The organism is Desulfuromonas sp. KJ2020, assembly GCF_024197615.1.
In the GTDB taxonomy this organism is placed as follows: domain Bacteria; phylum Desulfobacterota; class Desulfuromonadia; order Desulfuromonadales; family SZUA-540; genus SZUA-540.
This window is the reverse complement of the sequence record NZ_JAKUKE010000004.1, coordinates 1-22,935: the sequence shown is the minus strand read 5'-3', so window position 1 is coordinate 22,935 and position 22,935 is coordinate 1. Positions and strand designations below refer to the sequence as shown.

The 22,935-nt window shown below is 56.4% G+C and carries 20 protein-coding genes and 1 riboswitch; of the genes, 10 read left to right on the top strand and 10 right to left on the bottom strand.

Annotation, left to right across the window (positions count from 1 at the left end; all coding sequences use genetic code 11):
* Positions 1 to 2: 2 nt before the first annotated feature.
* The 5 genes from MJO47_RS14760 to MJO47_RS14740 form a co-directional block, all read right to left on the bottom strand.
* Positions 3 to 1,784: an acyl-CoA dehydrogenase family protein gene (locus MJO47_RS14760; RefSeq protein ID WP_253961925.1), complete on the bottom strand. Its 1,782-nt coding sequence runs from the start codon at positions 1,782 to 1,784 to the stop codon at positions 3 to 5.
* Positions 1,785 to 1,816: 32 nt separating this feature from the next.
* Positions 1,817 to 2,992, bottom strand: coding sequence for an acetyl-CoA C-acyltransferase (locus tag MJO47_RS14755; protein ID WP_253961924.1), 1,176 nt, complete (start codon positions 2,990 to 2,992; stop codon positions 1,817 to 1,819).
* Between the two features lie 57 nt (positions 2,993 to 3,049).
* Entirely contained in the window at positions 3,050 to 5,437 is a 2,388-nt protein-coding gene (locus tag MJO47_RS14750) for a 3-hydroxyacyl-CoA dehydrogenase/enoyl-CoA hydratase family protein (RefSeq protein ID WP_253961923.1), read from the bottom strand.
* Complete coding sequence (locus MJO47_RS14745) at positions 5,434 to 7,290, bottom strand: long-chain fatty acid--CoA ligase (RefSeq protein ID WP_253961922.1); 1,857 nt, start codon at positions 7,288 to 7,290, stop codon at positions 5,434 to 5,436. Before MJO47_RS14745 ends, MJO47_RS14750 begins: the two co-directional genes overlap by 4 nt.
* Before the next feature lie 241 nt (positions 7,291 to 7,531).
* The gene (locus MJO47_RS14740; RefSeq protein WP_253961921.1) at positions 7,532 to 8,332 is read right to left on the bottom strand and encodes a sirohydrochlorin cobaltochelatase; all 801 of its coding nucleotides are present in this window, start codon (positions 8,330 to 8,332) and stop codon (positions 7,532 to 7,534) included.
* 108 nt (positions 8,333 to 8,440) lie between these two features.
* On the opposite strand from MJO47_RS14740, the gene MJO47_RS14735 reads away from it, so the two are divergent.
* A complete protein-coding gene (locus MJO47_RS14735; protein WP_253961920.1) occupies positions 8,441 to 8,794 on the top strand; it encodes a TraR/DksA family transcriptional regulator in 354 nt (117 codons plus the stop codon).
* A gap of 9 nt (positions 8,795 to 8,803) precedes the next feature.
* Here the strand turns inward: MJO47_RS14735 and MJO47_RS14730 are convergent, their stop codons facing one another.
* The 3 genes from MJO47_RS14730 to MJO47_RS14720 form a co-directional block, all read right to left on the bottom strand.
* The gene (locus MJO47_RS14730) at positions 8,804 to 9,163 is read right to left on the bottom strand and encodes a hypothetical protein (RefSeq protein WP_253961919.1); all 360 of its coding nucleotides are present in this window, start codon (positions 9,161 to 9,163) and stop codon (positions 8,804 to 8,806) included.
* Positions 9,164 to 9,289: 126 nt separating this feature from the next.
* Positions 9,290 to 10,567 (bottom strand): diguanylate cyclase, encoded by a 1,278-nt coding sequence (locus tag MJO47_RS14725; protein WP_253961918.1) that lies wholly within the window; start codon positions 10,565 to 10,567, stop codon positions 9,290 to 9,292.
* 162 nt (positions 10,568 to 10,729) lie between these two features.
* Entirely contained in the window at positions 10,730 to 11,122 is a 393-nt protein-coding gene (locus MJO47_RS14720; protein ID WP_253961917.1) for a TIGR02266 family protein, read from the bottom strand.
* Positions 11,123 to 11,193: 71 nt separating this feature from the next.
* On the opposite strand from MJO47_RS14720, the gene MJO47_RS14715 reads away from it, so the two are divergent.
* The 6 genes from MJO47_RS14715 (at position 11,194) to MJO47_RS14690 (ending at position 16,658) form a co-directional block, all read left to right on the top strand.
* Positions 11,194 to 11,577: a hypothetical protein gene (locus tag MJO47_RS14715; protein ID WP_253961916.1), complete on the top strand. Its 384-nt coding sequence runs from the start codon at positions 11,194 to 11,196 to the stop codon at positions 11,575 to 11,577.
* Positions 11,578 to 11,595: 18 nt separating this feature from the next.
* Complete coding sequence (locus MJO47_RS14710) at positions 11,596 to 11,928, top strand: hypothetical protein (protein WP_253961915.1); 333 nt, start codon at positions 11,596 to 11,598, stop codon at positions 11,926 to 11,928.
* Between the two features lie 935 nt (positions 11,929 to 12,863).
* A complete protein-coding gene (locus MJO47_RS14705; RefSeq protein ID WP_253961914.1) occupies positions 12,864 to 14,999 on the top strand; it encodes a TonB-dependent receptor in 2,136 nt (711 codons plus the stop codon).
* Positions 15,000 to 15,009: 10 nt separating this feature from the next.
* A complete protein-coding gene (locus MJO47_RS14700) occupies positions 15,010 to 15,618 on the top strand; it encodes a hypothetical protein (protein ID WP_253961913.1) in 609 nt (202 codons plus the stop codon).
* Positions 15,602 to 16,459: a 4Fe-4S binding protein gene (locus MJO47_RS14695; RefSeq protein ID WP_253961912.1), complete on the top strand. Its 858-nt coding sequence runs from the start codon at positions 15,602 to 15,604 to the stop codon at positions 16,457 to 16,459. Before MJO47_RS14700 ends, MJO47_RS14695 begins: the two co-directional genes overlap by 17 nt.
* Positions 16,443 to 16,658, top strand: coding sequence for a hypothetical protein (locus MJO47_RS14690; RefSeq protein ID WP_253961911.1), 216 nt, complete (start codon positions 16,443 to 16,445; stop codon positions 16,656 to 16,658). The genes MJO47_RS14695 and MJO47_RS14690 overlap by 17 nt, the downstream gene beginning before the upstream one ends.
* A 146-nt stretch (positions 16,659 to 16,804) precedes the next feature.
* On the opposite strand, the gene MJO47_RS14685 is transcribed toward MJO47_RS14690, so the two are convergent.
* Positions 16,805 to 17,845, bottom strand: a complete 1,041-nt coding sequence (locus MJO47_RS14685; RefSeq protein ID WP_253961910.1) for a hotdog domain-containing protein — start codon at positions 17,843 to 17,845, stop codon at positions 16,805 to 16,807.
* A 403-nt stretch (positions 17,846 to 18,248) separates the two neighbouring features.
* Here MJO47_RS14685 and MJO47_RS14680 point away from each other — a divergent pair, with 403 nt between their 5' ends.
* Both MJO47_RS14680 and MJO47_RS14675 read left to right on the top strand, forming a co-directional pair.
* Entirely contained in the window at positions 18,249 to 18,779 is a 531-nt protein-coding gene (locus MJO47_RS14680; RefSeq protein ID WP_253961909.1) for a GNAT family N-acetyltransferase, read from the top strand.
* A gap of 452 nt (positions 18,780 to 19,231) precedes the next feature.
* Positions 19,232 to 19,633, top strand: a complete 402-nt coding sequence (locus MJO47_RS14675; protein ID WP_253961908.1) for a DoxX family protein — start codon at positions 19,232 to 19,234, stop codon at positions 19,631 to 19,633.
* Between the two features lie 240 nt (positions 19,634 to 19,873).
* Here MJO47_RS14675 and MJO47_RS14670 read toward each other — a convergent pair whose 3' ends face one another.
* Positions 19,874 to 21,700: an RDD family protein gene (locus MJO47_RS14670; protein WP_253961907.1), complete on the bottom strand. Its 1,827-nt coding sequence runs from the start codon at positions 21,698 to 21,700 to the stop codon at positions 19,874 to 19,876.
* Positions 21,701 to 21,781: 81 nt separating this feature from the next.
* Positions 21,782 to 21,859: riboswitch (cyclic di-GMP riboswitch) on the bottom strand.
* Between the two features lie 519 nt (positions 21,860 to 22,378).
* On the opposite strand from MJO47_RS14670, the gene MJO47_RS14665 reads away from it, so the two are divergent.
* Positions 22,379 to 22,935: DDE-type integrase/transposase/recombinase (locus tag MJO47_RS14665; protein ID WP_253961906.1), on the top strand; the 557-nt coding region annotated here is incomplete at its 3' end.

The window sequence follows — 22,935 nt, the reverse complement described above, 5'->3', positions numbered from 1 at the left end:
GCTCACTGAAAAATATACTTTTCAGCGCTGATGGCCTCTTCGGCCAGTCGCCGCTTGGCCGGCAGCAGACCCGTGGCGTCATAACGGGTGTAGCGGCGGATGCCACTGAGCATCATGGTCAGATTATCCCCTTCTTCCACATAGAAGGCTCCCCGCCTGGCCGCTGTTCCCACCTCCTCCGCCGTTCGGAAAGCGCAGACCTTCACCACCGCCGCTAGCAGTTCCTGGCGTTTGTCACTGGCTTTGACCAATGACTTTTCTGCCCGCAACACGGCGCTCTCCAGGGCGAAAATTTCGATGGCGATATCGGCGGCGGCCGTGAGAATCTCCTGCTCATCCTGCAGGCGCATGAGGTACTTCTGCACCGCCGCGCCGGCCAGCAGCAGGAAGACGGCCTTGAGATTCTTGAGCAGCACCTTCTCGCGGGCAAAAGGCAGGCTGTCGTCGATCTCCTCGAAGCTGGGCGTCATCAGGCCTTCCAGGGCTTTCATGGCTTCCTTCTGCAGGGGCAGCTCCCCCTTCATGGCTTTGCGCAGGATCATGCCGGGGATGAGCAGACGGTTAACCTCGTTGGTCCCCTCGAAGATGCGGTTGATGCGCTCGTCCCGGTAGTAGCGTTCGGCCGGATACTCGCTGACGAAGCCGTAGCCGCCGTGGATCTGCACCACCTCATCGACGACCTCGGCCAGTACCTCGCTGCAGTACACTTTGGAGATGGCGCACTCGGTGGCGTATTCCTCGATTCCCTTCTGATAGAGATCGTAGTAGTTGTCCACCCCTTTATCTAGTGTGGCCAGGCGGTTATCGAGCAGACCGGCCAGACGGTAGACGAGGGATTCGGAGGCGAAGGTGGCGGCGGTCAGGTTGGCGAACTTCTCCTGTATGGCCCCGAAAGAGGCGATGGGCTTGCCGAACTGCTTGCGCTCGTTGGCGTAGCGGATCCCTTCGGCCAGGGCCATCTTGGCGGCGCCGGTCACCCCGGCGCCCAGCTTGAAACGGCCGACATTGAGGACGTTGAAGGCAATCTTGTGCCCCTTGCCGACTTCACCAAGGACATTTTCCACCGGCACCTTGCAGTTATCGAGAATGATCTGGGTGGTGGAAGATCCCTTGATGCCGAGCTTCTTCTCTTCGGCCCCGATCACCAGCCCGTCGAAATCCCGCTCCACCAGAAAGGCGGTGAAGTGCTCCTTGTCCACCTTGGCGAAGACGGTGAAGAGCTGGGCGAAGCCGCCGTTGGTAATGAACTGCTTGGTGCCGTTGAGCAGGTAATATTGGCCGTCCTCCGACAGGGTGGCCGTGGCCCGCGCCCCGAGAGCGTCGCTGCCCGACTCGGGCTCGGTCAGGCAGTAGGCCGCGATCCACTCGCCGCTGATGATCTTCTCCAGATATTTCTCCTTCTGGGCGGCGGTGCCGTAGTAGATCAGCGGCAGGGTGCCGATGCCGGAATGGGCGGCGTAGGCCACCGAGAAGGAGCCGGCGTAGGATATCTTTTCGCCGACCAGCATGCTGGTGGCCTTGTCCAGCTCCAGGCCACCGTATTCCTCCGGGGCGTCGATCATGAGCAGGCCGAGTTCGCCGGCCTTGCGCATCCCCTCCACCACCAGGTCGAAGTTCTGCTGGTCGATCTCCTCGATATGGGGAGCGATGTCGTTGGCGACAAACTGCTCGGTGGTTTCACCGATGGCCCGCTGCTCGTCGCTAAAGTCCTCCGGGGTGAAGACCTCGTCCTTTGTCACCTCGGTTACCAGAAACTCTCCGCCCTTGAATAATCGTGTCGTCATAAGTCACCTCATTTCAGGATTCAGGCTGGCGGCTAGCCGAGCCGCTCGAAGATGCCGGCCGCGCCCATGCCGCCGCCGATGCACATGGAGACCATGCCGTATTTTTCGCGACGTCGCCCCATCTCCGCCAGCAGAGTGGCGGTCAGCTTGGCTCCGGTGCAGCCGAGAGGATGGCCGAGGGCGATGGCGCCGCCATTGACGTTGACGATTTCGGGATTCAGCTTCAGCTCACGGACCACGGCCAGAGCCTGGGCGGCAAAGGCCTCATTGAGTTCGACCAGGCCGAGGTCATCCTGCTTGAGTCCGGCCATTTTCAGGGCCACGGGCACCGCCTCTACCGGCCCGATCCCCATGATCTCCGGCGGCACGCCGCGGGCAGCGAAAGAGAGGAAGCGGGCCACGGGTTCCTTGCCCGTCTTCTTCAGATAGTCCTCCGACACCACGAGCACGCTGGCGGCGCCGTCGGTCATCTGCGAGGCGTTGCCCGCCGTCACTGTCCCCCCGACCTTGAAGGCCGGCTTGAGCCGGGCCAGCCCGTCAAGGCTGGTGTCAGCCCGTACACCGTCATCGGCGGCGACCGTCTCCCGGCTTTTCGCCACCTTACTGCCGGTCAGAGTCGCCGTCTCGACGTCGACGGGGATGATTTCATCGGTGAAGCGTCCTTCCGCCTGGGCCTGGGCGGCTTTCTGGTGACTGGCCAGGGCGAAGGCATCCTGATCGTCCCGTGAGACCCCATACTTTTCCGCCACCAGCTCCGCCGTGATCCCCATGGAGACGTAGGCTTCCGGCCACTGACTGACCAGCGTCGGGTTGGCGCTGAACTTGTTGCCTCCCATGGGGACCGTGGTCATCGATTCGACCCCACCGGCCAGGATGCAGTCGGCAAAACCCGCCATGATGCGCTCGGCGGCCAGGGCGATGGCCTGCAGCCCCGATGAGCAGAAACGGTTGATGGTCTGGGCCGGCACCTGGTAGGGCATGCCCGCCCGCATGGCGGCCACGCGGGCCACGTTCATGCCCTGCTCCCCTTCGGGGAAGGCGCAGCCGAGAATCACGTCGTCGACGGTCATCGCCTCGATGACCGTGCGCTCCAGCAGACCTCCAATGGCGGCGGCGGCCAGGTCATCCGGGCGCATGTCCTTGAATTTTCCTTTGTGTGCCCGGCATCCCGGGGTCCGGTAGGCGGCCAGTATATAGGCGTTTCTCATGGAAACCTCCAATTGCGTGTGTGTGTCGATGGTGTCGGTCTAAAAGAGACGGCTGGCTCAGTTGCGCAGCGGCTTGCCCTTCTTGAGCATGTGCTGAATGCGCTCTGCCGTCTTTTTATTGCCACAGAGTTTAAGGAACCCTTCGCGCTCCAGTTCGAGCAGGTACTGCTCGCTGATCGGCGTGCCGGCAGGGACGTCGCCGCCGGTGATGATGCCGGCGATAACGCCGCCCATCTCCGCCTCGTAAGGAGTGACAAAGCCCCCCTGCTGCAGGTTCCACAGCTGGCTGCGGATGCTGGCCGCCACGCTGCGTCCCGCCGCCTTGACCCCCTCTTCGGGGCGGCCCGGCCGGTAGTTGCGGGCGAGAGCCAGCACCTTCTGCTTGGCATCGGCAATGAGACGGTCGGCGTTCATGCTGATGGCGTCGCCCTCGTCCATGTAGCCCAGCTCATAGAGTTCGGCGGCGCTCATAGAGACCTTGGCCATGCCGATGTTCTGGAAGAATTTGAAGACGAAGGGAGAGACGTCGGTGCCGTAGGTCGCCGCCAGGCGGGCCGCGCGCAAGGCCATCTCCTTGGTGCCGCCGCCGGCAGGCAGGAGGCCGACGCCGATTTCCACCAGCCCCATGTAAGTCTCGGCGTGGGCGGCGATGGCGTCGGCATGAATGCAGAATTCACAGCCGCCGCCGAGGGCCAGACCGAAAGGCGCCGACACCACCGGGATGGGAGAATATTTGATGGCCATGGTCGCCTTCTGGAAGGCCCGCACCGCCAAATCCACATCTTCGTAGGCGCCTTCGGCCAGGGCCACGGCCAGCATCATCAAATTGGCCCCCACCGAGAAATTGGCGCCCTGGTTGCCGATGACCAGGCCGACGCCGTCAGCCTCGGCCCGAGCCAGAGCCTTGTGGGTCATGCTGAGGATGTCGCCGGTGATGGCGTTCATCTTCGAATGGAACTCCAGGCCGAAGACGCCGTCCCCCAGATCGATGACGGAGCAGTTGGCGTTCTTTTCCACCACGGCCCCGCCGCGCTTGAGAATATCCAGCCGGATCTGCCCGGGATCCAGGGCCACCGGCCGGTACTCCCCGGCGGCCAGGTCGTAGGCCTGCTTCACACCGTCTTCGAAACGGTAGAAGGACTCGAGGCGGGTCAGCACCGCGGGGATTTCGACGCCGTCCTGCTGTGCCCGTTTGACGAAGGCCGCCACCCCGATGGCGTCGAACATCTCAAAGGGACCGATCTCCCAGTTGAAGCCCCAGCGCATGGCGTTATCGACATGGACGATATCATCGGCGATCTCGGGCAGACGACGCAGAGTGTAGAGCAGGGTGTCGCGCAGGCTGCGCCAGGCGAACTCGGCCCCCTGGTCGGCACCACTGACCACCATCTGCAGACGCTTGGCCGGATCGTCGATCTGGCGGGCCGCGTCGACGGATGCGAAACGGGGACGCGCCGACGGCTGGTAGTCGCCTTTGCGGTAGTCGTAGTAGAAGATCTGCGAGCCCCCTTCCCCTTTTTCCTTGCGGTAGAAGCCCTTTTTGCTCTTGTTGCCGAGCAGCCCTTTGCCGACCATGTCCTGCATGAACTCGGGCACCCGAAAGACCTCGCGCTCCTCGTCGTCGGGCAGCAGTTCGTAGGAATTGTTGCCGACATGCACCAGGGTATCAAGCCCCACCAGGTCGGCGGTGCGAAAGGCGGCGCTCTTGGGCCGAGCGGTGGCGGGACCGGCCACGGCGTCCACTTCCTCCACTGTCATCCCCATCTCAAGCATGTGCTGCACCGACTTGAAGATGGCATAGACGCCGATGCGATTGGCGATAAAGTTAGGCGTATCCTTGGCGGCGACCACCCCCTTGCCCAGGCGCTGACGGAGGAATTGGGTCATCGCCTCGAGCACCTGCGGATCCGTCTGCTGGCACCCCACCACTTCGAGCAGGCGCATGTAGCGGGGCGGATTGAAGAAATGGGTCACCAGAAAGTTTTGGCGCACCGCCTCAGGCAGGGCCTGCGCCATGGCGTTGACGGAAAGCCCGCTGGTATTGGTGGAGAGAATGGCTCCTTCCTTGAGGTTGGGCGCCACCTGCTCGCGAAAGAGCGTCTTTTTGATGTCCAGATTCTCCACCACCACTTCGACTACCCAGTCGCACTCCCGCAGACGGGTCATGTCATCCGCGAAGTTGCCCACCTCCACGCGGCGGGCGTACTCTTTCACATAGAAGGCCGCCGGCTTCATGCGCGCGGCCGCCTCCAGTCCGTCCGCAGCGAGACGATTGCGCACCGCCGGGCTGTCCAGAGTCAGTCCTCGCGCCTTCTCTTCCTCTTTCAGCTCGCGGGGGACCATGTCGAGAAGCAGGACGTCCAGTCCTGCGTTGGCCAGGTGCGCGGCGATGGTGCTGCCCATCACCCCGGCACCGAGTACGGCTACCCGTTTGATCCTTATCATCTGTTTCCTCCATTGTCTGACGCCTCCCTTTCAGGGAAGCCATTGCCGGGTTCCAGATACAATCGATCGATCTTATCCTGATATTTCTGATAGATAACTTTGCGTTTGAGCTTGAGGGTCGGCGTCAGTTCGCCGCCATCCACGGAGAAGTCCCGGGGGATAAGAGCAAACTTCTTGATGGTCTCATAGCTCGGCAGTCGCCCGTTCACGGCGGCGATGCGCTCTTCGAAGAGAGCCAGCACCTTTTCGTTGGAAACCAGGTCCTCCACATCGAAGTAGTGGATATTCTCCTGCTGGGCCAATTCAAGCAGGCGCTCGATATAGGGCGTCAGCAGAGCCACCAGATAGGGGCGGCCGTCGCCGTACACCATGGCCTGCGAGATGTATTTGTCCAGCTTCAGTTCGCTCTCGATGGGCTGCGGGGCGATGTTCTTGCCTCCCGAGGTGATGATGATCTCCTTCTTACGGTCGATGATGTGAACGAAACCTTCGCCGTCGATGCGGGCGATATCACCCGTTTTCAACCAGCCGTCCTGAAAGACCGCTGCCGTTTCCTCCTCGCTGCGGTAGTAGCCCCGCATCACCTGCGGCCCGCGTACCAGCAACTCGCCATCCGCGGCCAGAGCCAGCTCGGTTTTTTCCAGAGCCTTGCCCACCGAACCGAAGCGTAAAGCGTCCTTCGTACTCAGGGTCAGGGCCGGACTCGTCTCGGTCAGGCCGTAGCCTTCAAACACCGGGATACCGATGACCCACATGAACTCGTTGATAGTCTTGTCCAAAGGCGCCCCCCCGCTGATGCAGAAACGCAGCCGCCCGCCGAACTTCTGGCGAATTTTGCGAAAGACCAGACGGTCGGCCAGGCGGTAGCGCAGCGCCAGCCCACCTGCCGGTTGCCTCTTCACATAACGCAGCTCCACATAGCGTCGCCCCATCTCCACGGCGCTAAAAAAAAGGCGCCGCCGCAGCGGATTCATCTGGTGGACGTTCTCGTGAATGCGCGCGTAGATTTTCTCGAACAGACGCGGTACGCAGACCATGGTGGTCGGCCGCACCTCCTGCATATTCTCCACCACCTTTTCCACGCTCTCGGCAAAAGCGACATGGGCGCCCAGCATCAGGGGCGCATGATAGCCCGCCGTCCTTTCCAGCACATGGCTCAGGGGCAGAAAGCTCAGAAACACATCTTCGCGCTGCACGTCCCCCAGCCTTTTGGACCCGTAATAAGCGTCGAAAAGCATATTGCCGTGGCTGAGTACCACCCCTTTGGGCGGCCCGGTCGTGCCAGAAGTATAGATGATGGAGAGGACATCGTCCGGCCCAATGGCCTCGATATCGTCTTCGATGGATTTTTTTTCCGCCGGTGTCAGCGGGTGGGATATTTCAGAGAGTTGATAGAGGGTATAGACGGGAAAGGACAGGTCCCCCATGAACCGTTCGTAGGAGACCACCAGACGGACCCCCGGAATCTGCTCGCGAATCTTGAGCAGCTTCTCGTACTGGACCCGATTGGAGACGAAGACGATCTTCGCCTCGGCGTGGTTGATGACATAAGCCGCCTGCTCCGGCGTGTTGGTGGCGTATATCGGCACGGTGATAGCGCGAGCCGCCTGCGAGCCGATATCCGAAATGGCCCAGCCGGCCCGGTTTTCCGAAAAAATGGCCACCCGGTCGCCCGGGCTGACCCCCGCCTTGCGCAGTCCCCTCGCCGCCATGAGCACCCGTTCGTAGAAGTGCTCGTAGGTCAGGGAGATATACTGCCCCCCTTTTTTGTAGCTGATGGCCGTGCGACCGGCAAACCTGACGGCGTTTTCCCGGATCATCCCCGGGACCGAACGATAAGGCACTTCATGCATGACAGATCCCCCCTTCTTGTCTGCACTCCTGTGTCAAGCTATACACAAACCTTACGTTTACGTCAAGTGGTTTTAAAACAATTTTTTACAAAAATTGCCAAAGCGTCAAATGACGACCAAAAGGCCGCCGCTCTTTGCGAAATAGAGGAATTTAACCCAAACAAGATAGACAAGACTAGGGGATGAACAGCAGAAGGAGCAGGCGGGAATGAATGGAATAAAAACGCTATTATAAAAACTCTTAACGATGAGACAGGCGCTGGAGCGCGGCTTCGATCTGCCGGGCAAAGATCTCCAGAACGGTCGGGTTACGGCCGAGAGGCTCGCTGCAACAAACCTCTCGCGCGCCCAACTGGTGCCGCCAGCTCTGCGGCTGGTCGCCCAGAATATCGGTACGGAGATGGTGACCGGCGGTCAGCAGCAGAGGAACAAAGCGGACGCGGCCGGTTTTCTGTACCAGCGCCCGCAGGCGCTGCAGCGGGGCAAGACCGGGCCAGCCCCTGAGACTCGCCACCACCAGGCGGGGGAAACGGGCTTCCAGTTCTGCCGCCAACCTCTGCAGGCGCTCACGCGCCCCGGCATCGTGCCCACTGCCATGGGCAACCACGACCGTCGGTTCGGCGGCATCGAGGCCGGGCGTCAGTGTATCGATCAACTCCGCCACGGCCGTCGGCGCCTCCAGCAGTGGGCCCCCTGTCTGCACCTGCAGGCTGGCGGGGATACAAGCGACCTCCCCTGCTGTGGCCACGCTCAGCGGCTGCACAACCACAGCGGCAAAGCCTTTCTGCCGCAGGTCATCCAAGATCTGCGGCAGGCCGCGCACCCGAAGCCCTTGATTCTGCAGAACCGCCAGAATACGGGGCGAGTTGAAGGCCCAGCAGAGGGCCTTGTCGGGAAACCGTCGCCGCATCCAGCCGTCGATCTCCTCCAGCACGGCCAGGCCTTCCGGGTCCGTGGTACCGTTGGTGAGCAGGACCAGGGCGGTACGGCTTTCATCCGTCGGTGAGGTTTTGTTTACCGCGGGCAGACTGTCGAGAGGCATGACATCTCCAAGGAGGGGCGGGGTCGAAGAACACAGCGTTTACAGCCTGAGTGTCTTTCTATACCATGGGCGCCATCCATCCACCCCAACAAACGAGCGGATCGAACAATGCGTGAAGACCTGAATCTGGAAGACTATCGTAAATTACTGGAAGAGCGACTGGCCGCCATACGGCAGGCCCGGGACGAACAACGCAAGGAAGGTGATCCGGTGGAGTTGGACCAGACCAGGGTCGGTCGCCTGTCGCGCATGGACGCCATGCAGCAGCAGGCCATGGCCCAGGCCTCGGCCCGCCGCATCGGACAGGAAATACAACGGCTCCACGCCGCCCTCTCCCGTCTGCAGGCGGGCAATTACGGGTATTGTGTGAAATGCGAAGAGGAAATCCCCGCCGGGCGCCTGCAGATAGACCCGGCCACGCCGGTGTGCATCGACTGCGCCAGAGCAGCCGAAGGAAAGTAGATCATTGGTCTAGGAGCGCCGGCCATTACGGACTTTTTGCAGCAATTGGCGAAACTGCTCCGCCAACGGTTCCTCCGAGCGATAGACGCCCTCTTCCTCCAGCAGCCCGATGAGCTCCTGTCGTTCATTGAGCAGCACCTTCAGCTCCGAACGGCGGCAGCTGGCAGCATGGGTGCCGATAGGATGGCCGCACTCCTCGCAGACATCCTCGCCGGCAACCGGGACAACGGGCATATCAGTTACCTTAAACAGCGTCTGCTCACTGTGGCACCGATGACAGCGTCCCTTAATCTTGCGGCCTATATTGATATTGGCGCCCAACTTGCCGGCACACTCAAAGCAGAGCTCTTTCCCCGACCAATCCTTCATTCAAATCCACTTTCAATCATGTTCAACAATGAACCGGCCACACCATTCAGTATCCGCCAAAATCTGAGTGCGGACAAAATACAATAAACCCCATCAAACCTCAAACGTTTCGGTATCTTTCATGGATTAGGCCTTGCCTTTTTGTGTTATCACACAGTTGCGACCATGGGCTTTGGCTTGATAGAGGGCATGATCCACGCGCAGCAGTAAATCCTTCTCCGCTTCGCTCAGCCCCTCTTCAACTCGCCGCAGATCGGCTACACCAAAACTGGCGGTTATCTGCAAGGTACGACCATCCTGCAAGGGTATAGGGTTATCCGCGATCTGCTTTCGAAGACGCTCCGCGACGACTTCAGCCCCGCTTGCATCCGTCTCCGGTAACAGAATCATGAATTCCTCACCACCAAACCGGCTCAGGGTATCACTTTCCCGACGGCAGAGTTCGGCGACATCCGCCACAGTCTTCAGTACGCGATCCCCTATCTCGTGGCCATACGAGTCGTTCACGCGCTTGAAATGATCCAGATCGAACATGATGCAGGCAAGGGGCTTATGGTAACGGAGACCGTTTTTCAGCTCAATACGCAGCCGCTCCAGGAGGTATCGGCGATTTTTCAGGCCGGTCAACTCATCGGTCACCGCCAGGCGATGCAACCGGTCTTCCGCCTCGACCAGCCGAGCACGCAAACCATATACCAGGCGGTAGATAATACCGAGCAGAGAGATGAAGGACAAAATGGCCAAGCCAACAATGAAATAAAGATTTCGCTGTAAAGCCCGTTCAACCTCGCCAATATTGAAACGGACACTGATCCCCCCCCGAACATCGCCGACCTCATATCCCGATGAGTGGCATTCCAGGCAGGAAGATTCAAAAACCAAGGGGGCTATATAGCGAAAATAGATTTCCTCCCCTTGGCGCTCCCGCGCAAAAAACTCTTTTTCACCATACTCAAAACCTGCCAGGGCCGCTCGTTCCAGAGAATCCGGAACATTGCCGGGGTTGACAGGGTTTAGGCTGGTTATACGAAAATCAAAAGTGCCCTCTTTGGCCACCATTTCAGAAATTTCCCGAACCATTAACGCCGGATTTTTCTTGGTGTAGATGGTGCCGTCGACGGCCTGAAAATCAGGGTTGGCAAGATACGGATTGGATTCGACCCCCGGTCCCTTTTCTACATAAACGCCCCCGTATCGTGAATTCCAGTTTCGTGCAAAAATGATGCTCTCAGAGATCCAGCGCCCTTGAGTAAGAAGACCGTCTTCGATGGTCTGTTTGTTGGTGAGGAAAATACCCAGATAAACCGCTGAGATAAACCCCACCATCACCAGAAGCAGGTAAATAAAAAACGAGGTGATCGCGCTTTCCGTCACTTTGGCGTGTAAAAAGCCTGGTTTATGCATAGGGTCTATCTTCCCTCATCGCCTGGGCATAACAATGCCAAACCGAATTTCAAAACAACCGTCAAAATAAACAAAAACCCAACAAGGCACAAACAGTCTTTCATAACAAGACAGGAAATACCCCCCACCATACAGCATTTATGACAGAGGCAAAGAATGCACCTACCAGTCGGACAACACCCTGTTGCCCCGGATATACTCCCGTAGCAGAGCCAGGTCGTCCAGCGGCAGGTCGACAAACTGCACCCCCATGCCGGCAGGAAGATGGGGATTGCAGCGCCCTTCAGAGCGCAGTTCGTTGACCCAGGCGACCCGTCCCCGGCATTGAATGGTGCACCGCGGTGCCGGCAGATCAAATTCCAAACGAAGGGGTGTATTGGGGGGCATCAGGCGCTGTGTTTCGAGAAACATCCCGCCCGAACTCAGATTAACGGAAAAGTCCTCCAGAGCCCTCTCTCCTTCGACGCCAAAACGAACCTTCAGATGGGCAGGGATACGAGGTTCAGGGATGGGCGTAGACGCTAGCTTCTTTTCGATGGAACGCGTTTCATCCATGCGGCACCTCTTGGCAAGAGAAATTGAGACAGAGCATTTTTTTGTTACAGCAGTGGAGGTATATAGCCGCTTTGGCAAAACCACTCTCTCCCAACAGCGTGATTGTCAAACCTTTGACTCGGCACATCCCGGAGATACTGGCTCGGGCAAAATTGCCGGGCACCATTGAATTTAGAGCAAAAAACATTCCATCTTTTCTACTTCCCTGGGATACAATGCCATTTCAGTTTTTAACTGGACCTCAAAAAATATCTCAGAAGGTTTTCTACCGCGACAACTTCGGCCGAGAGCCACCACCGCACTATTTTGTCCGTGCCCAAAATGGACTGCGCTGTCGAAAAGAACCTTATCCGCACGGTCTTGGAAAAACCCAGGGCATCACTTCCATCTCCTTTGACTTCTCTCAAAGAAAGGTCGCCGTTATCCACACGGGCGATTCGGCAAGCATTCTCTAAAAACGGGAAGCCCTGGGTTTGGGCGCACGACTCCTCGAATCCACACCTATTGACGTCGCCAAAAAGTCTGAAGTTGCTACTGCAGCTGGTGCTCGCCTCGGCGCCTTGGGCGAGGTTCTGCTCCGCATCATTCCGGGAAGCGAACCCGTTTCCGAACTCTTGATTGTTATGGGTCTGGTGGCGCTGATGGCCAATGTCACGTCCCTGTTTCTCGACTCCCCCAAAAAAGAACGCGGCGCCCACATGAAAGCAAGCTATATTTTTTTCGCCAACGATGTTATCGTCAACCTGGTTGTCATTATCGCCGGCGGACTCGTCGCCTGGACCGGTTCCCCTAACCTGATTTCATAATCGGCACCATCATCGGCCTGATCGTTCTTAAAGGCGCTCGCCGTATTCTACAGTTCAAGGAATAAAAGAGGTAAATATCCATCCATTGGTCTAGCGCATTTTATGATATGAAGCCCAGAAATGGACGCCTCCTTTCCCGCGTTAACGCTGATTTGACAGCACAAAAAGGCTAAACATCAGGGATGGGTTCTGGTGAATTCTGGCTTTCTTGACCTAAATGCTAAATCTTGCCCTGACAACCGCCTATCGCGTCATCACGCTGGTCGGGCTTCCGATACTCTGATGCCCGTTTAATGCGCATAAAAGGTCATGTCAGGTGATCTCCCTGCTGTCGCCCGGAGAAGCGAATGCCAGGCTTGATCAGAAAAAAACGAGCACGTATCGCCGCTGTCATGCAGCTGCTGGCGCTGTTCGTCCTCCAGGTAGCCCTTCTGACCCCACCAATAGCCATAGCACTGGCGACGGCCAAGCCCTACAACGTCTGTCAGGGAGATCACGCTCTGTGTGGTTGCCCCCCCTCCCGTATTGCCACCGGGACCTGCTGCTGCGCCATAGCAAAGCGACCCGCCTGTTGTCAGAAAGAACCCTCTCCAAACCAAACAGATCAGGGCCCAGCCATCGCATCTCTTCCCTGCGGCATCAGTGACCCGGTTATGATGCAGACCGTGGACGTTTTTCTCATGCCCCGGAAGATCATGACGGTTGCGCTGAATCACCTCGAGAAATACCCGCCGACACCGCCTGAATATCCAATCCACCAGTACCCCAGACCGCAGATCCCTCCCCCAAAGATATCTCCTGTCACCTGAAATCAGATCCCTTTTCGCATGTTATGGGTCACCCCTTTTCACAGGGGCTGGCATGATGGGCATTTTCTATCCTTCCTTCGGGAAGGTCCGAGCCCTTATATCCAAAGACAGGAGACAGACCATTCCATGAAAAAGTCATTGCTTATTCTGGGCGCCCTTGCGGCGCTCAGGGCCGGAACCTGTCCGGCCCAGGAACTCCCCAAGCCATCCACACACGACCTCGAGGGGGTCGTGGTCACGGCGACCCGCACCGAGCGCCAGGTTGATGAGGTGCCGGCGGCGGTCACCGTCATTACCGGTGATGAAATCAAAAACAGCCGTATGCTGGGCATCAAGGAGAGCCTGTCCGGCATCGCCGGCGTGCAATCGGAAACAAAGAACGACGGTTACGATTCCCGCCTTATTATTCGAGGGGCCGGCCTCAAGGCCCGCTATGGCGTGCGCGAAATCATGGTCCTGCTCGATGGCGTGCCAATCACCGATCCCGATGGGCTCTCACGCTTCGACTTCGTCGATACCCAGCTCATTGAACGCATTGACGTGCTCAAGGGCCCCAACTCAACTCTGTACGGCGCCAACGCCGCTGGCGGGGTAGTCAACATCCAGACCGTCAACCCATACGAGGAGATCCGCAGCTTTAAATTAGGCTACGGCAGCAACAATACGACCCTCAGTAACCTCATCTTCAGTAAGAATTTTGACGACACCTCCTACCTGACCCTTTTCGGCACCCGTAAGTCTTCGGACGGCTGGCGCGCCTGGAACGCCTTCGACTCTACCCAAGCTGGCCTCAAATTCGGTCAGCAGGTCAACGCCAGCACATCGGTCGACGTATCCTTGACCTATACCGCCGCCGATCTGCAGCTGCCCGGCAGCCTGACCAGGGAAGAGTTCGAGGAGAACATCCGCCAGCGTACCAGTGAACCCTTCCGCCACAATGGGCGCTATAGCGAGATCTATTTCCTGTCGATAAAAGGGAACAAAGAGTTCACTCATGCATTGACCTACAAGCCGATCTTCTATTACCAGAACTGGAATCACCTGCACCCGGTTCCAGGGGTAATCAATGACGGTGGCGCCCAGGTCTACGGCACCGACCAGCAGCTCACTCTCAAGCATTCCCTGTTTGGTGCGGACGCTACGCTGGTAACCGGCGTGACCCTGCAGATCGACGACTCCGAGGGGGACAAGTACGCCTATCGCGACTACACCACCACGACGGGCGACCCCCTGACCGGGCGCATCACCGCAACCCTCTCAGACAGCAAAGGCGCCAAGATCGAAGAGGATGCCGACACGGTGACCAAATGGGGCGTGTACCTGCAGGAGTCGCTTTCTCTAGGCAAACACTGGCTGGTGGACGCCGGGGTACGTTTCGACCAGGTTCTCTTCGATATTTCTGCCGACATCACCCAGGAATATTCCTGGAGCACCGGCAATTACGTGACTCCCGACGACCCGCACATCGACATCAGCGAGACCTACAACTACGTCAGCCCGCGCATCGGCGCGGTCTTCAAGCTGACCGACGAGGTGAACCTCTACGGCAACATCTCAACGGGCTTCCAGACGCCTCAATCCACCGAGATCTCCACCAACCCGCGTCTAGATCCGGCGGTAACCGTCAACTACGAAACGGGTATCAAAGCTCGCACCGAGGGGGGGGATTTTCTGGATCTCGCTGTGTTCTACATGACCGTGAGCGACGAAATCATCCAGACCATCGCCGAAGGGGGTGTGTCGACCTACAGCAACGCGGGTAAGACCGAGAAGAAAGGGATCGAGCTTACCCTGCACACCCGGCCGATGGGAGGAATACAGCTGGGCGGCACCTACACCTACAGCGACTTCACCTTTGACGCCTTCAGCGAGCCGGTGACCACACGTCTGCCCACCGTGCCGCCGACCTTTGTTACCGAGAATATCTCCCGCGACGGTAACGCCCTGCCCTACATTCCGGAAAACCAGTACAGTCTGTTCGCTTATTGGCGCCACCCCTCCGGCCTCAAGGCACGTATCGACACCAACACCTGGGGGTCCTATTACATGGACAACGCCAATACCGAGAAATATCCCGGCTACGAATTTCTCACCAACCTGATGGTCGGCTGGGAAAAGGGCCCCTGGGATATCGTCTTCGATATCGCCAACATCTTTGACAAACGCTACGCCATGGAGGTCACCAAAGACACCACGGGCAAGGTGTCCTACCGTCCCGGAGCCCCCATCACGGCTTTCGGCAAGGTTATGTACCGGTTCTAGGAGAACGCCTATGCGATGGAAAACAATTGTAATTTTTCTCGGAGCCCTGGTGTTTTTCCTGGTCGCCGCCTCCACCCGCTTCTACGATTCGGCCCACAGCATGGGACTGATCAAAGCCGACGGCGGAAGAGCCCGCCACCCGATCGTGCTCGACCAGGGACTCGACCGCTATACCCTGATCGCCACCGCCACCGTGATCCCGCCTTATCGTGGCGACGTGCGTATAGCCGTCGAAGGAATGCCAGAGATGGAGGTGGAGATTGTCAACAACGTTCCGGCCCTCGATCTCTCGCCGCACCGGCAACCGCAACTCCGCGACGATGTCTTGGTCAATGTGAAGCCCCGCGATCGCATCGCCCTCTGGGTGGTTTTGAAACGCAAGGGTCCGGGGGTCGCTTCTGCAGGCCAGACTATTTCAGAAAAGCAAGCCAGGGAAGCCTCCCCGGAATGCTGTCCCGTGGTCGAAACCTCCCCTAGTCCTACGGGGGAGGTTTCGACGCAGCCGGAGCCTTCGGCTCAGATGCTGGCTTTTTACGACCTGAGCAGCGGCAAGCAGGTGCTCAGCATGCCGATCAGATTTCGGACGGAGAGAGGGGCAGGCCATGGCGAAACGCACTAACCCCAGGGTTCACAGGGGCTTCTTCCAACGCCACCGCACCCTCATCCTAATCATCAGCCTGCTGCTCTTTCTTCCGCCCCTGGCCCTGATTTTCCAGGTCTCGACGGGGGATGGCGACTTCTGTGGGCGCTGGTGCCCGCGCATGTTCTTCACCTGGCGGGAGGGGATGAGTCTCAACGCCTTCCTGATGGGGTTTGCGCGCAGCTTCCTCGGCGTCCTCCTGGTTCTGGTTATCCTGGCCGCGACCTTCTTTTTCGGGCGCTGGTGGTGCAGCCACCTGTGTCCGATCGGAGGCGCCACCGAACTGGGCAGTCGGCTGGTCCCCAACTGGTTAAAGATCAATTATAGCGCCATCCCGGCGCCACCGGTGCGCTACGGCTACCTGGCAGCCTATCTCATCGCACCGGCAGTAGGGCTCGGTAGTCTTTGCTGCACCTACTGCAATTTCGCCGCGGTGCCACGGTTTTTTGGAGCCCTCTACACCCAGGCCGACCTGGTCTACTTTTTCCGGATCTACGGCATTGTCAACCTGGTGCTGCTCTTCCTGCTTGGGTTTCTCGCCCGAGGGGGCCGCGCCTACTGCAACTTTCTCTGCCCGGTAGGGGCCCTCGACTCACTAGCCAATCGCTTTGGCGGCAGGTGGGGCAAACGTATCCGCATCGACACGCACAAGTGTACCGGCTGCGGATCCTGCAAACCGATCTGCCCGACGTGGGCCATCGCCATGGAGGGCCAGGGAGAACACAAAAAGGCGGTCATCGATCACCACTCCTGCATGCCCTGCGGGAAGTGCGAGCGAATCTGCGACGAAGGGGCGATCCGTTATGGCAAAAAGAGCTGAAAACTGGACCTGGTCGCTGCTGGCCACCGGAAGCGGTCTGGGCGCCGTATTGCTGTCAGCGGGTTGCGGGGGGATTTGCGGCGCCTGTTTCGGCTGCGCCGGACCGGGCCTCCTGCTGGCCACTGCGGCGATTCTTCGAAAGAAAAAGAAAGGGGTTGAAGACGACGCGGAGAGCGGCAGTTTATCCTCCGAAAACTAATCGTCAACGCCAAGCCCCCGGAGATCTACTCCGGGGGACTCTTTTTTATTGGATGCCGTTCAAGGCGCTACCCACCATTCCTGGCGCTCACCTCATGAAAGGGCTATCCAAAAAACCGTAACCCTATAATTGATATTTTCTCGGGCCTAATGCTGGTGTCGCCCCAACCCCTTGCTTCGACGAAACGCTTGCAGATAGCGGGCGTCCTCACTGTAGGTGGTGGGATAAATGGTCGGTACTGGCTGGGGAGTCAAGTCTTTGTTGACGTTCACAAAAGTAAACAGGCAGGAGTTGGAAAGCGCCTGACTGGTGCGGTCGCGGCTTATTCTCTGGATGTTTGCCTCGACGGACACCGATGTTTTTCCGGTGTAAACCACACGGGTGGTGAAGTGGAGTTTGTCCCCGAGACGGACGGGGTGAAAGAAATTGATCCGGTTCACCGCCACAATGACCGGTCGGTTGGGAGCCACCAGTTCCGCGCAGATCGACGAGAGTTCATAAGCTCGTCGGACCAGGTAACCACCGAAAATCGTGGTGGGAACATTCTCCTGCTCTGGGTACATGCGCTCCCAGGAATCGGCCACCAGCTGACTGGCGACCAGGCCATTGAAGTTCGGCTCCTCTTGGGCGCGATGCAAACGATTCAACAGGTCATATTCTTCCCGCGTGGGGGGCTCCTGCGCCACGCTCTGCGCTGTCCGGTAAGCCTCGCGACTGGCAATGGCATTCGCATAGCGCTGTTTTTCCAGGTCATCGGCGTACTCAAGCGGCGGTATTGTGACGCTCTCCGACTGACTACCGACACCGATCCTGGCCACCATGGTGAAAAAACAGGAGGCAATATGGACCTCCGGGTCGCCTGGATGTTCGACCCGGATGCCGACTTCCATTGACGTGCGACCGACATGATTGATCCGGGCCTTTATAACGAGATCACGGGCAACATCGGCGGCATGCTTGATCAGAATTTCGTCAATAGCGGCCGTCACCACGCGGGCTTCGGGATAGAATTGGCAAACGTATTGGAGCGCCGTTTCTTCCGCGACTTTGTCAAGGACCTCCAACAGACGACCGAAACGAAAGTTGCCGAGCAAGGGTTCATTTACGACCATGAAACCACGGCGCAGGGCGAGATCACTGGCCAAGGGGAGAGTTCGGTAAAAAGACGTGTCGTTAGGCCGGGACATATATCCGTCTCCATTGTGTTAGGGTGTTCAATGAAGAAAGAATAGTCTCAGCCTTGGGGATGTCAAACGAGACAGCCTGTGACGGGAAAAGCCTATAACCCTTGGCGTTGGCGATAGAGGTGTTCCTGAATACAATCCGAGAACGGGCGTGTAAATAATTTTGTGTTCCAATATATTGGAGCCATGGACATCAATCCCCTCAGTGCCAAACGAATCCGGGCTCTTCGCATCTGCCGTGGATCACCCAGGCTGCCTTGTTTTCCGAGGTATCAGGTGCTGCTTCAAAAGGGCGATTGCCTTGCCATGACGCTTGCCACCAGATCGATTTCAGCAATCCGACGCGCAAACCAGCGCGCTTTCTCGCGGCTATAACCACCATCCCATAACCTCCAAGGAGACCCGAATGGACGGGAAAACCATCGTGCATTGTACCTTCGAGCGGCATGCTGAACCGATTCTTGACATTTTTAATGACGCCATTCTGAACTCCACGGCACTCTTCGACTACAAACCTCGGACATCCGAGAGTATGGTTGCTTGGTTCGACGCCAAACGGGCCGGTGGTTTTCCGGTCATTGGCGTTGAAGACAGCGAGGGACGACTTTTAGCCTTCGGGAGCTATGGTACGTTTCGGGCATGGCCCGCCTACAAATACACCGTGGAGCATTCTGTTTATGTGCACAAGGATCATCGAAAAAAAGGACTTGGACGCGATGTCATGTGCGAACTGATCGCAACCGCCAGGCAGAAGGATGTCCATGCGATGATCGGCGGCATTGAGGCGACAAACACGGGAAGCATTGTGCTTCATGAAAAAATCGGCTTCAAGCATGTCGGCACCCTGCCGCAGGTTGGCTTCAAGTTCAGCCGGTGGCTTGATCTGGCTTTCTATCAGTTGCTCCTGGAATCGCCAGCCCGCCCGGTCGAAGACTGACGCGCGACGGGGTCTTATCCCACGATTGCGCTCCTGGTCGCTGCCGGGATTGCACGGGTCGCAAAAAACCTCCTGACTCTGCTTATTATCAACGAAAATTTCCACCTGCTCTCACCCGCTATCCGTATTCGCCAAACCAATCCACTTGAAATCCGACCACCTTTCGTTACCCTGAAGCTTCAGCAACTTGATTGACGAGTTCCAGGTAAAACAAGACCCAGATATGGGACAAAATACAAGGCAGCCCAACCTGGTGATTTCAGGTTGGGCTCCAGAGTGTCTGCACTTCTAACCATTTCAGGCAGTAAAATGCCTCTCACCTATGGCCAAGTCAAAACGAGTTGGAGAGAAAACCGGCCGACTCAGTGGAAACCGTCTCCAGATCGAATATATTTAAAGTACAGCGCGGTTTCACAACCTAACTATCGAAAAAGAAAAGGATGGTGTACCAGATGAAAAACTTCGAACTACTTCTGGATCATTGGTCGCCTCGACTGTTGAGTGTGTTGCGGATTATCACCGGTTTCCTGTTTATCCCCCACGGCACGCAGAAGCTTTTTGGGATGCCAGGCGGTAAGGAGGCGGCTGAACTCTTTTCCCTGATGGGCTTCGCCGGCATCCTCGAATTTTTCGGCGGCATTTTGATTTTGCTCGGGCTGTTTACCCGCTCGACCGCCTTTATCCTGTCAGGGCAGATGGCATTTGCCTACTTCATGGTTCACGCCCCGGAAGGCTTTTTACCGATTATCAACAAGGGCGAACTGGCCGTCCTCTACTGTTTTATTTTTCTCTATTTGTTTGTCGTCGGCGGCGGGCCGTGGAGCCTCGATGAGCTAAGGCGTAAACGGCTCTGATATACGACTGAAAAACGGCTGGTCAGTAATGCGGTAGATATTTCCCATTAACCCACCTCACAGTAAAGAAGCCATCCATAAAAAATAGATGGCTACATATACATTTCCATTAGGCCCAGCTTAAATATCTCCTTAGAGGGTGATTCTTTCTACGATGTCAGTTTTGGTCATTGCCCTTCCCTAGCATTCAACATGTTGCCATAACTATTCTCGTGTTACGGGGATCTTCGTTGCAGGCTTTTAATCGTTACACCACGTTAGGGCACTCAGTGCTTCATCCCAATTTTTATTCGGATCATAGTCGGAAATAAGGCCATCACCCTCGGGGCCATCCAAAAAGTTACTCATCCCGTGCAGTATCATATATTGAGGATGATAATCCGGCTTGCCCAAGTTTTTTACTTTACGACAAAAGTCTTTGGATTTCTGAGTGTTGTTATCTTTTATCTTCTCTGTCTCTAGGGTGAAACGGTCCCTCTTCTCCTGATCTAAACTGCCAAAGTTGTTTAAAATAAGGACCTGCCTGGCCCCGCTGGCTGTCTTATCAGAAACACGAGAAGCATCATATACAGCATATACACTGGCCAAGTAAAAAATCTGGGCCCCATCACTATCTCTGCCGTCCATGACACACCTTGCGGCACTCGCATAGAGGTCCGCTGGCGTATAGATGTTCTTCGCTTGATCGATAGTAATACACGGGAGATCATGCGATTTACCCAAACTGCCTTCGACATGTAAGTTTGTTATGTTTCCTTGCTTCTCTACAATGACATTTGGGTTTCTCGCTTGCTGTTCATGAATCGCACTTTCCCACGTTTCAGGAGGGTAACTATAGCGATCATTCTGCCATCGAGAACTTATCCCGATATCATAGCCATAATTGACGGTGATCCGAAGCAGGTCCTTCTCTTTCGCGGAAGGAAAATGGGCGAATGTTTCGTATGCAACCTGGTTCGCGGTCGCCTCACCCATCTTTTCGCTATCCGTCACAACAATTGTTACCGCCGTCCAATCAGCCTCTTTCCCATCGATAGAAGTCACACCCGAAGCGACTGATGCAACATGGATGTCCTTATTTTTCATAAGTTCTTGCTGGAGTGTCAACATCTCTGGGAATGTTCCCGTTTGCGAAATCATTGGGAAACCGACCAGCACACCAACGGCAATCAACCCAACCCAAAGAACAGTTATGACTATGTGCCCTTTCCAGATACCGGGCCTATAGAGCCTGCCACCTGGCTTGCATTGAACAACCAATGTGCCTGCGGCCAAATCATGAATGGACTGACGCGTATTGCGATTAAAAAGGTACAGGTAGAACAACAAACCGCCCATTCCAAAAACAACCAAAGCCAACAGCAGCGTGACGATCTGATTGTCAAGTGGTAGGACAAGTCCGTTGCAAAGGAATGGTAGAGAGAGAACAACATAACGCCATGCAGACTTAGCCAATGAGATATGGGAACCATCCTCAGCGTCAACAACCCGGATCTTCATCAACCGCTTACCAAGCGTCTGGCCTTTCCCAACAGCACTGTTCAGCAGACCGAAATACAGGATAGCGAAGACAAACCCGACTAAGCGCCCGAATTGCCCCATTTGTGCAAATTGATCAAAGAAAAAGACACCGAGCACCGTCCCCCAAACACCCAGTAGGATTGTGTCAAAGACGAAGGCCAATATTCTTCTCCAGAACCCGGAAAGGTTCGGTTTGCATATGGTGGATTTCGACGTCTTTGGTTGCACCGGGAATGATTTAGTTGCAGCGGGTTTGTCTGCGGTGGTAGTCGCATTTTCAGCAGGAACGGACTTTAACGGTTCGGGCTCTTTTTGAGCAGGGATAATTTCGCAAATGGCACCCGCACTTTCAAAGGCTCTTTGATATTTTTGAGCGATGGTTAGCTCAAGGTTGGACTTGATCGTGACAGGGCGTCCAGTGAAAATTGCACAAACCTTCTCTGGCGACATTTTAAAGATTGCCGCCAAGCGCTGTTGCACCTCGTCTACCAAAGCCCCCTTTTTGACTTCCCCTGAAAAGACAACATTGAATAGTTCGGGATCCATCCGCCCTCCTCGCTAGCTCAAATTTTAAACACCCAAAACGCTATCAAGACATAACAAGCCATCTGCAACTTTACATCTGCCCCTGGTGGCCTGGCTGTCCAATTGTCAGGACCCGTCGCTTTGCGTCATCAGGTTACTCTGATTTTGCCCTCACAGAAGTATGAATTCTCATTCACCAAGAAGCTTACTCGCACGACAATTTACCGGAATTATTATATCTGTCAAATCTTATATACATTGAAAGCTGTGTCAGAAGCCTCATGAGAGAAAAAAATCACATCACACTATTTTTAGGCGAGAACCCCCAATTCGGGAAGCCAGTAGCCATGATAATTGATGGATGGCGTTAGACCAAGAATGCCTGGATAGTTTTGACTGATAACATGTGAAAGGTTTTACGCAAAAACACCTGGATGGAGTTCAGAAGAAAAAGTAAATTCTGACCAAGGGTCATTTTTTTACTGACCTTTGGCCGCCCGTAAACCTCCCAAAAACCAAGCCAACGGTCAAAACTCATGAGATTTGCGAAAGACTGCAACTGCCGCACCGATGTGCCATACCCGGGTCAGACCCGATGCGTTTTCATAGGTTCAGCGGATATGTTTGGAGTGCTTAGGTGTAAGAAATTGACGCGTTGTTTACAGAATCCGATAATATCGAGGGGAGGATTTTGTAAACATGGTCATGCACAAAAACATTCGGTTAACGCCTCATGATCGGCAGAAGATCTGGCAGCTTTGGCAGACTGGCGAATACAAGGTCAGTCGCCTGGCAGAACTCTACCGGGTTTCGAGGCCAACGATCTACAAGATACTCGCACGGGCCAGGAAGCAGGAGTTTGTACCCCGCAAGAGTGTCAACGATCGTTTTCGTAGCCTCAAGTATGGGCTGAAGCGGCTGGCTAAAGTCGAGCGCGAACTCGAAGAAAAACGAAAAAGAGAAGCCAGACGCTACAACAAATCATATCCTGGAGAGCTGGTTCACTTCGACAGCAAGCGGCTCCCGTTGATCAAGGGCGAAGATCAGACGCTGCCACGCGAGTATCTGTTCGTCGCCATTGATGATTATTCCCGGGAACTCTATGCAGGGGTATTCCCGGACAAGACACAACACAGTGCCGAACTCTTTCTGCGTCAGGTGGTCGATGAATGCCCTTACACCATCGAATACACCTACTCAGACAACGGCAAAGAATTTAAAGGCACTGGCGAACATGCTTTCGTCAAGGCTTGTAA

Bases quoted from the DNA above. Each gene is read 5' to 3' on its own strand.
- MJO47_RS14760 (WP_253961925.1), bottom strand. From the start codon at position 1,784: ATGACGACACGATTATTCAAGGGCGGAGAGTTTCTGGTAACCGAGGTG.
- MJO47_RS14755 (WP_253961924.1), bottom strand. From the start codon at position 2,992: ATGAGAAACGCCTATATACTGGCCGCCTACCGGACCCCGGGATGCCGG.
- MJO47_RS14750 (WP_253961923.1), bottom strand. From the start codon at position 5,437: ATGATAAGGATCAAACGGGTAGCCGTACTCGGTGCCGGGGTGATGGGC.
- MJO47_RS14745 (WP_253961922.1), bottom strand. From the start codon at position 7,290: ATGCATGAAGTGCCTTATCGTTCGGTCCCGGGGATGATCCGGGAAAAC.
- MJO47_RS14740 (WP_253961921.1), bottom strand. From the start codon at position 8,332: ATGCCTCTCGACAGTCTGCCCGCGGTAAACAAAACCTCACCGACGGAT.
- MJO47_RS14735 (WP_253961920.1), top strand. From the start codon at position 8,441: ATGCGTGAAGACCTGAATCTGGAAGACTATCGTAAATTACTGGAAGAG.
- MJO47_RS14730 (WP_253961919.1), bottom strand. From the start codon at position 9,163: ATGAAGGATTGGTCGGGGAAAGAGCTCTGCTTTGAGTGTGCCGGCAAG.
- MJO47_RS14725 (WP_253961918.1), bottom strand. From the start codon at position 10,567: ATGCATAAACCAGGCTTTTTACACGCCAAAGTGACGGAAAGCGCGATC.
- MJO47_RS14720 (WP_253961917.1), bottom strand. From the start codon at position 11,122: ATGGATGAAACGCGTTCCATCGAAAAGAAGCTAGCGTCTACGCCCATC.
- MJO47_RS14705 (WP_253961914.1), top strand. From the start codon at position 12,864: ATGAAAAAGTCATTGCTTATTCTGGGCGCCCTTGCGGCGCTCAGGGCC.
- MJO47_RS14700 (WP_253961913.1), top strand. From the start codon at position 15,010: ATGCGATGGAAAACAATTGTAATTTTTCTCGGAGCCCTGGTGTTTTTC.
- MJO47_RS14695 (WP_253961912.1), top strand. From the start codon at position 15,602: ATGGCGAAACGCACTAACCCCAGGGTTCACAGGGGCTTCTTCCAACGC.
- MJO47_RS14690 (WP_253961911.1), top strand. From the start codon at position 16,443: ATGGCAAAAAGAGCTGAAAACTGGACCTGGTCGCTGCTGGCCACCGGA.
- MJO47_RS14685 (WP_253961910.1), bottom strand. From the start codon at position 17,845: ATGTCCCGGCCTAACGACACGTCTTTTTACCGAACTCTCCCCTTGGCC.
- MJO47_RS14680 (WP_253961909.1), top strand. From the start codon at position 18,249: ATGGACGGGAAAACCATCGTGCATTGTACCTTCGAGCGGCATGCTGAA.
- MJO47_RS14675 (WP_253961908.1), top strand. From the start codon at position 19,232: ATGAAAAACTTCGAACTACTTCTGGATCATTGGTCGCCTCGACTGTTG.
- MJO47_RS14670 (WP_253961907.1), bottom strand. From the start codon at position 21,700: ATGGATCCCGAACTATTCAATGTTGTCTTTTCAGGGGAAGTCAAAAAG.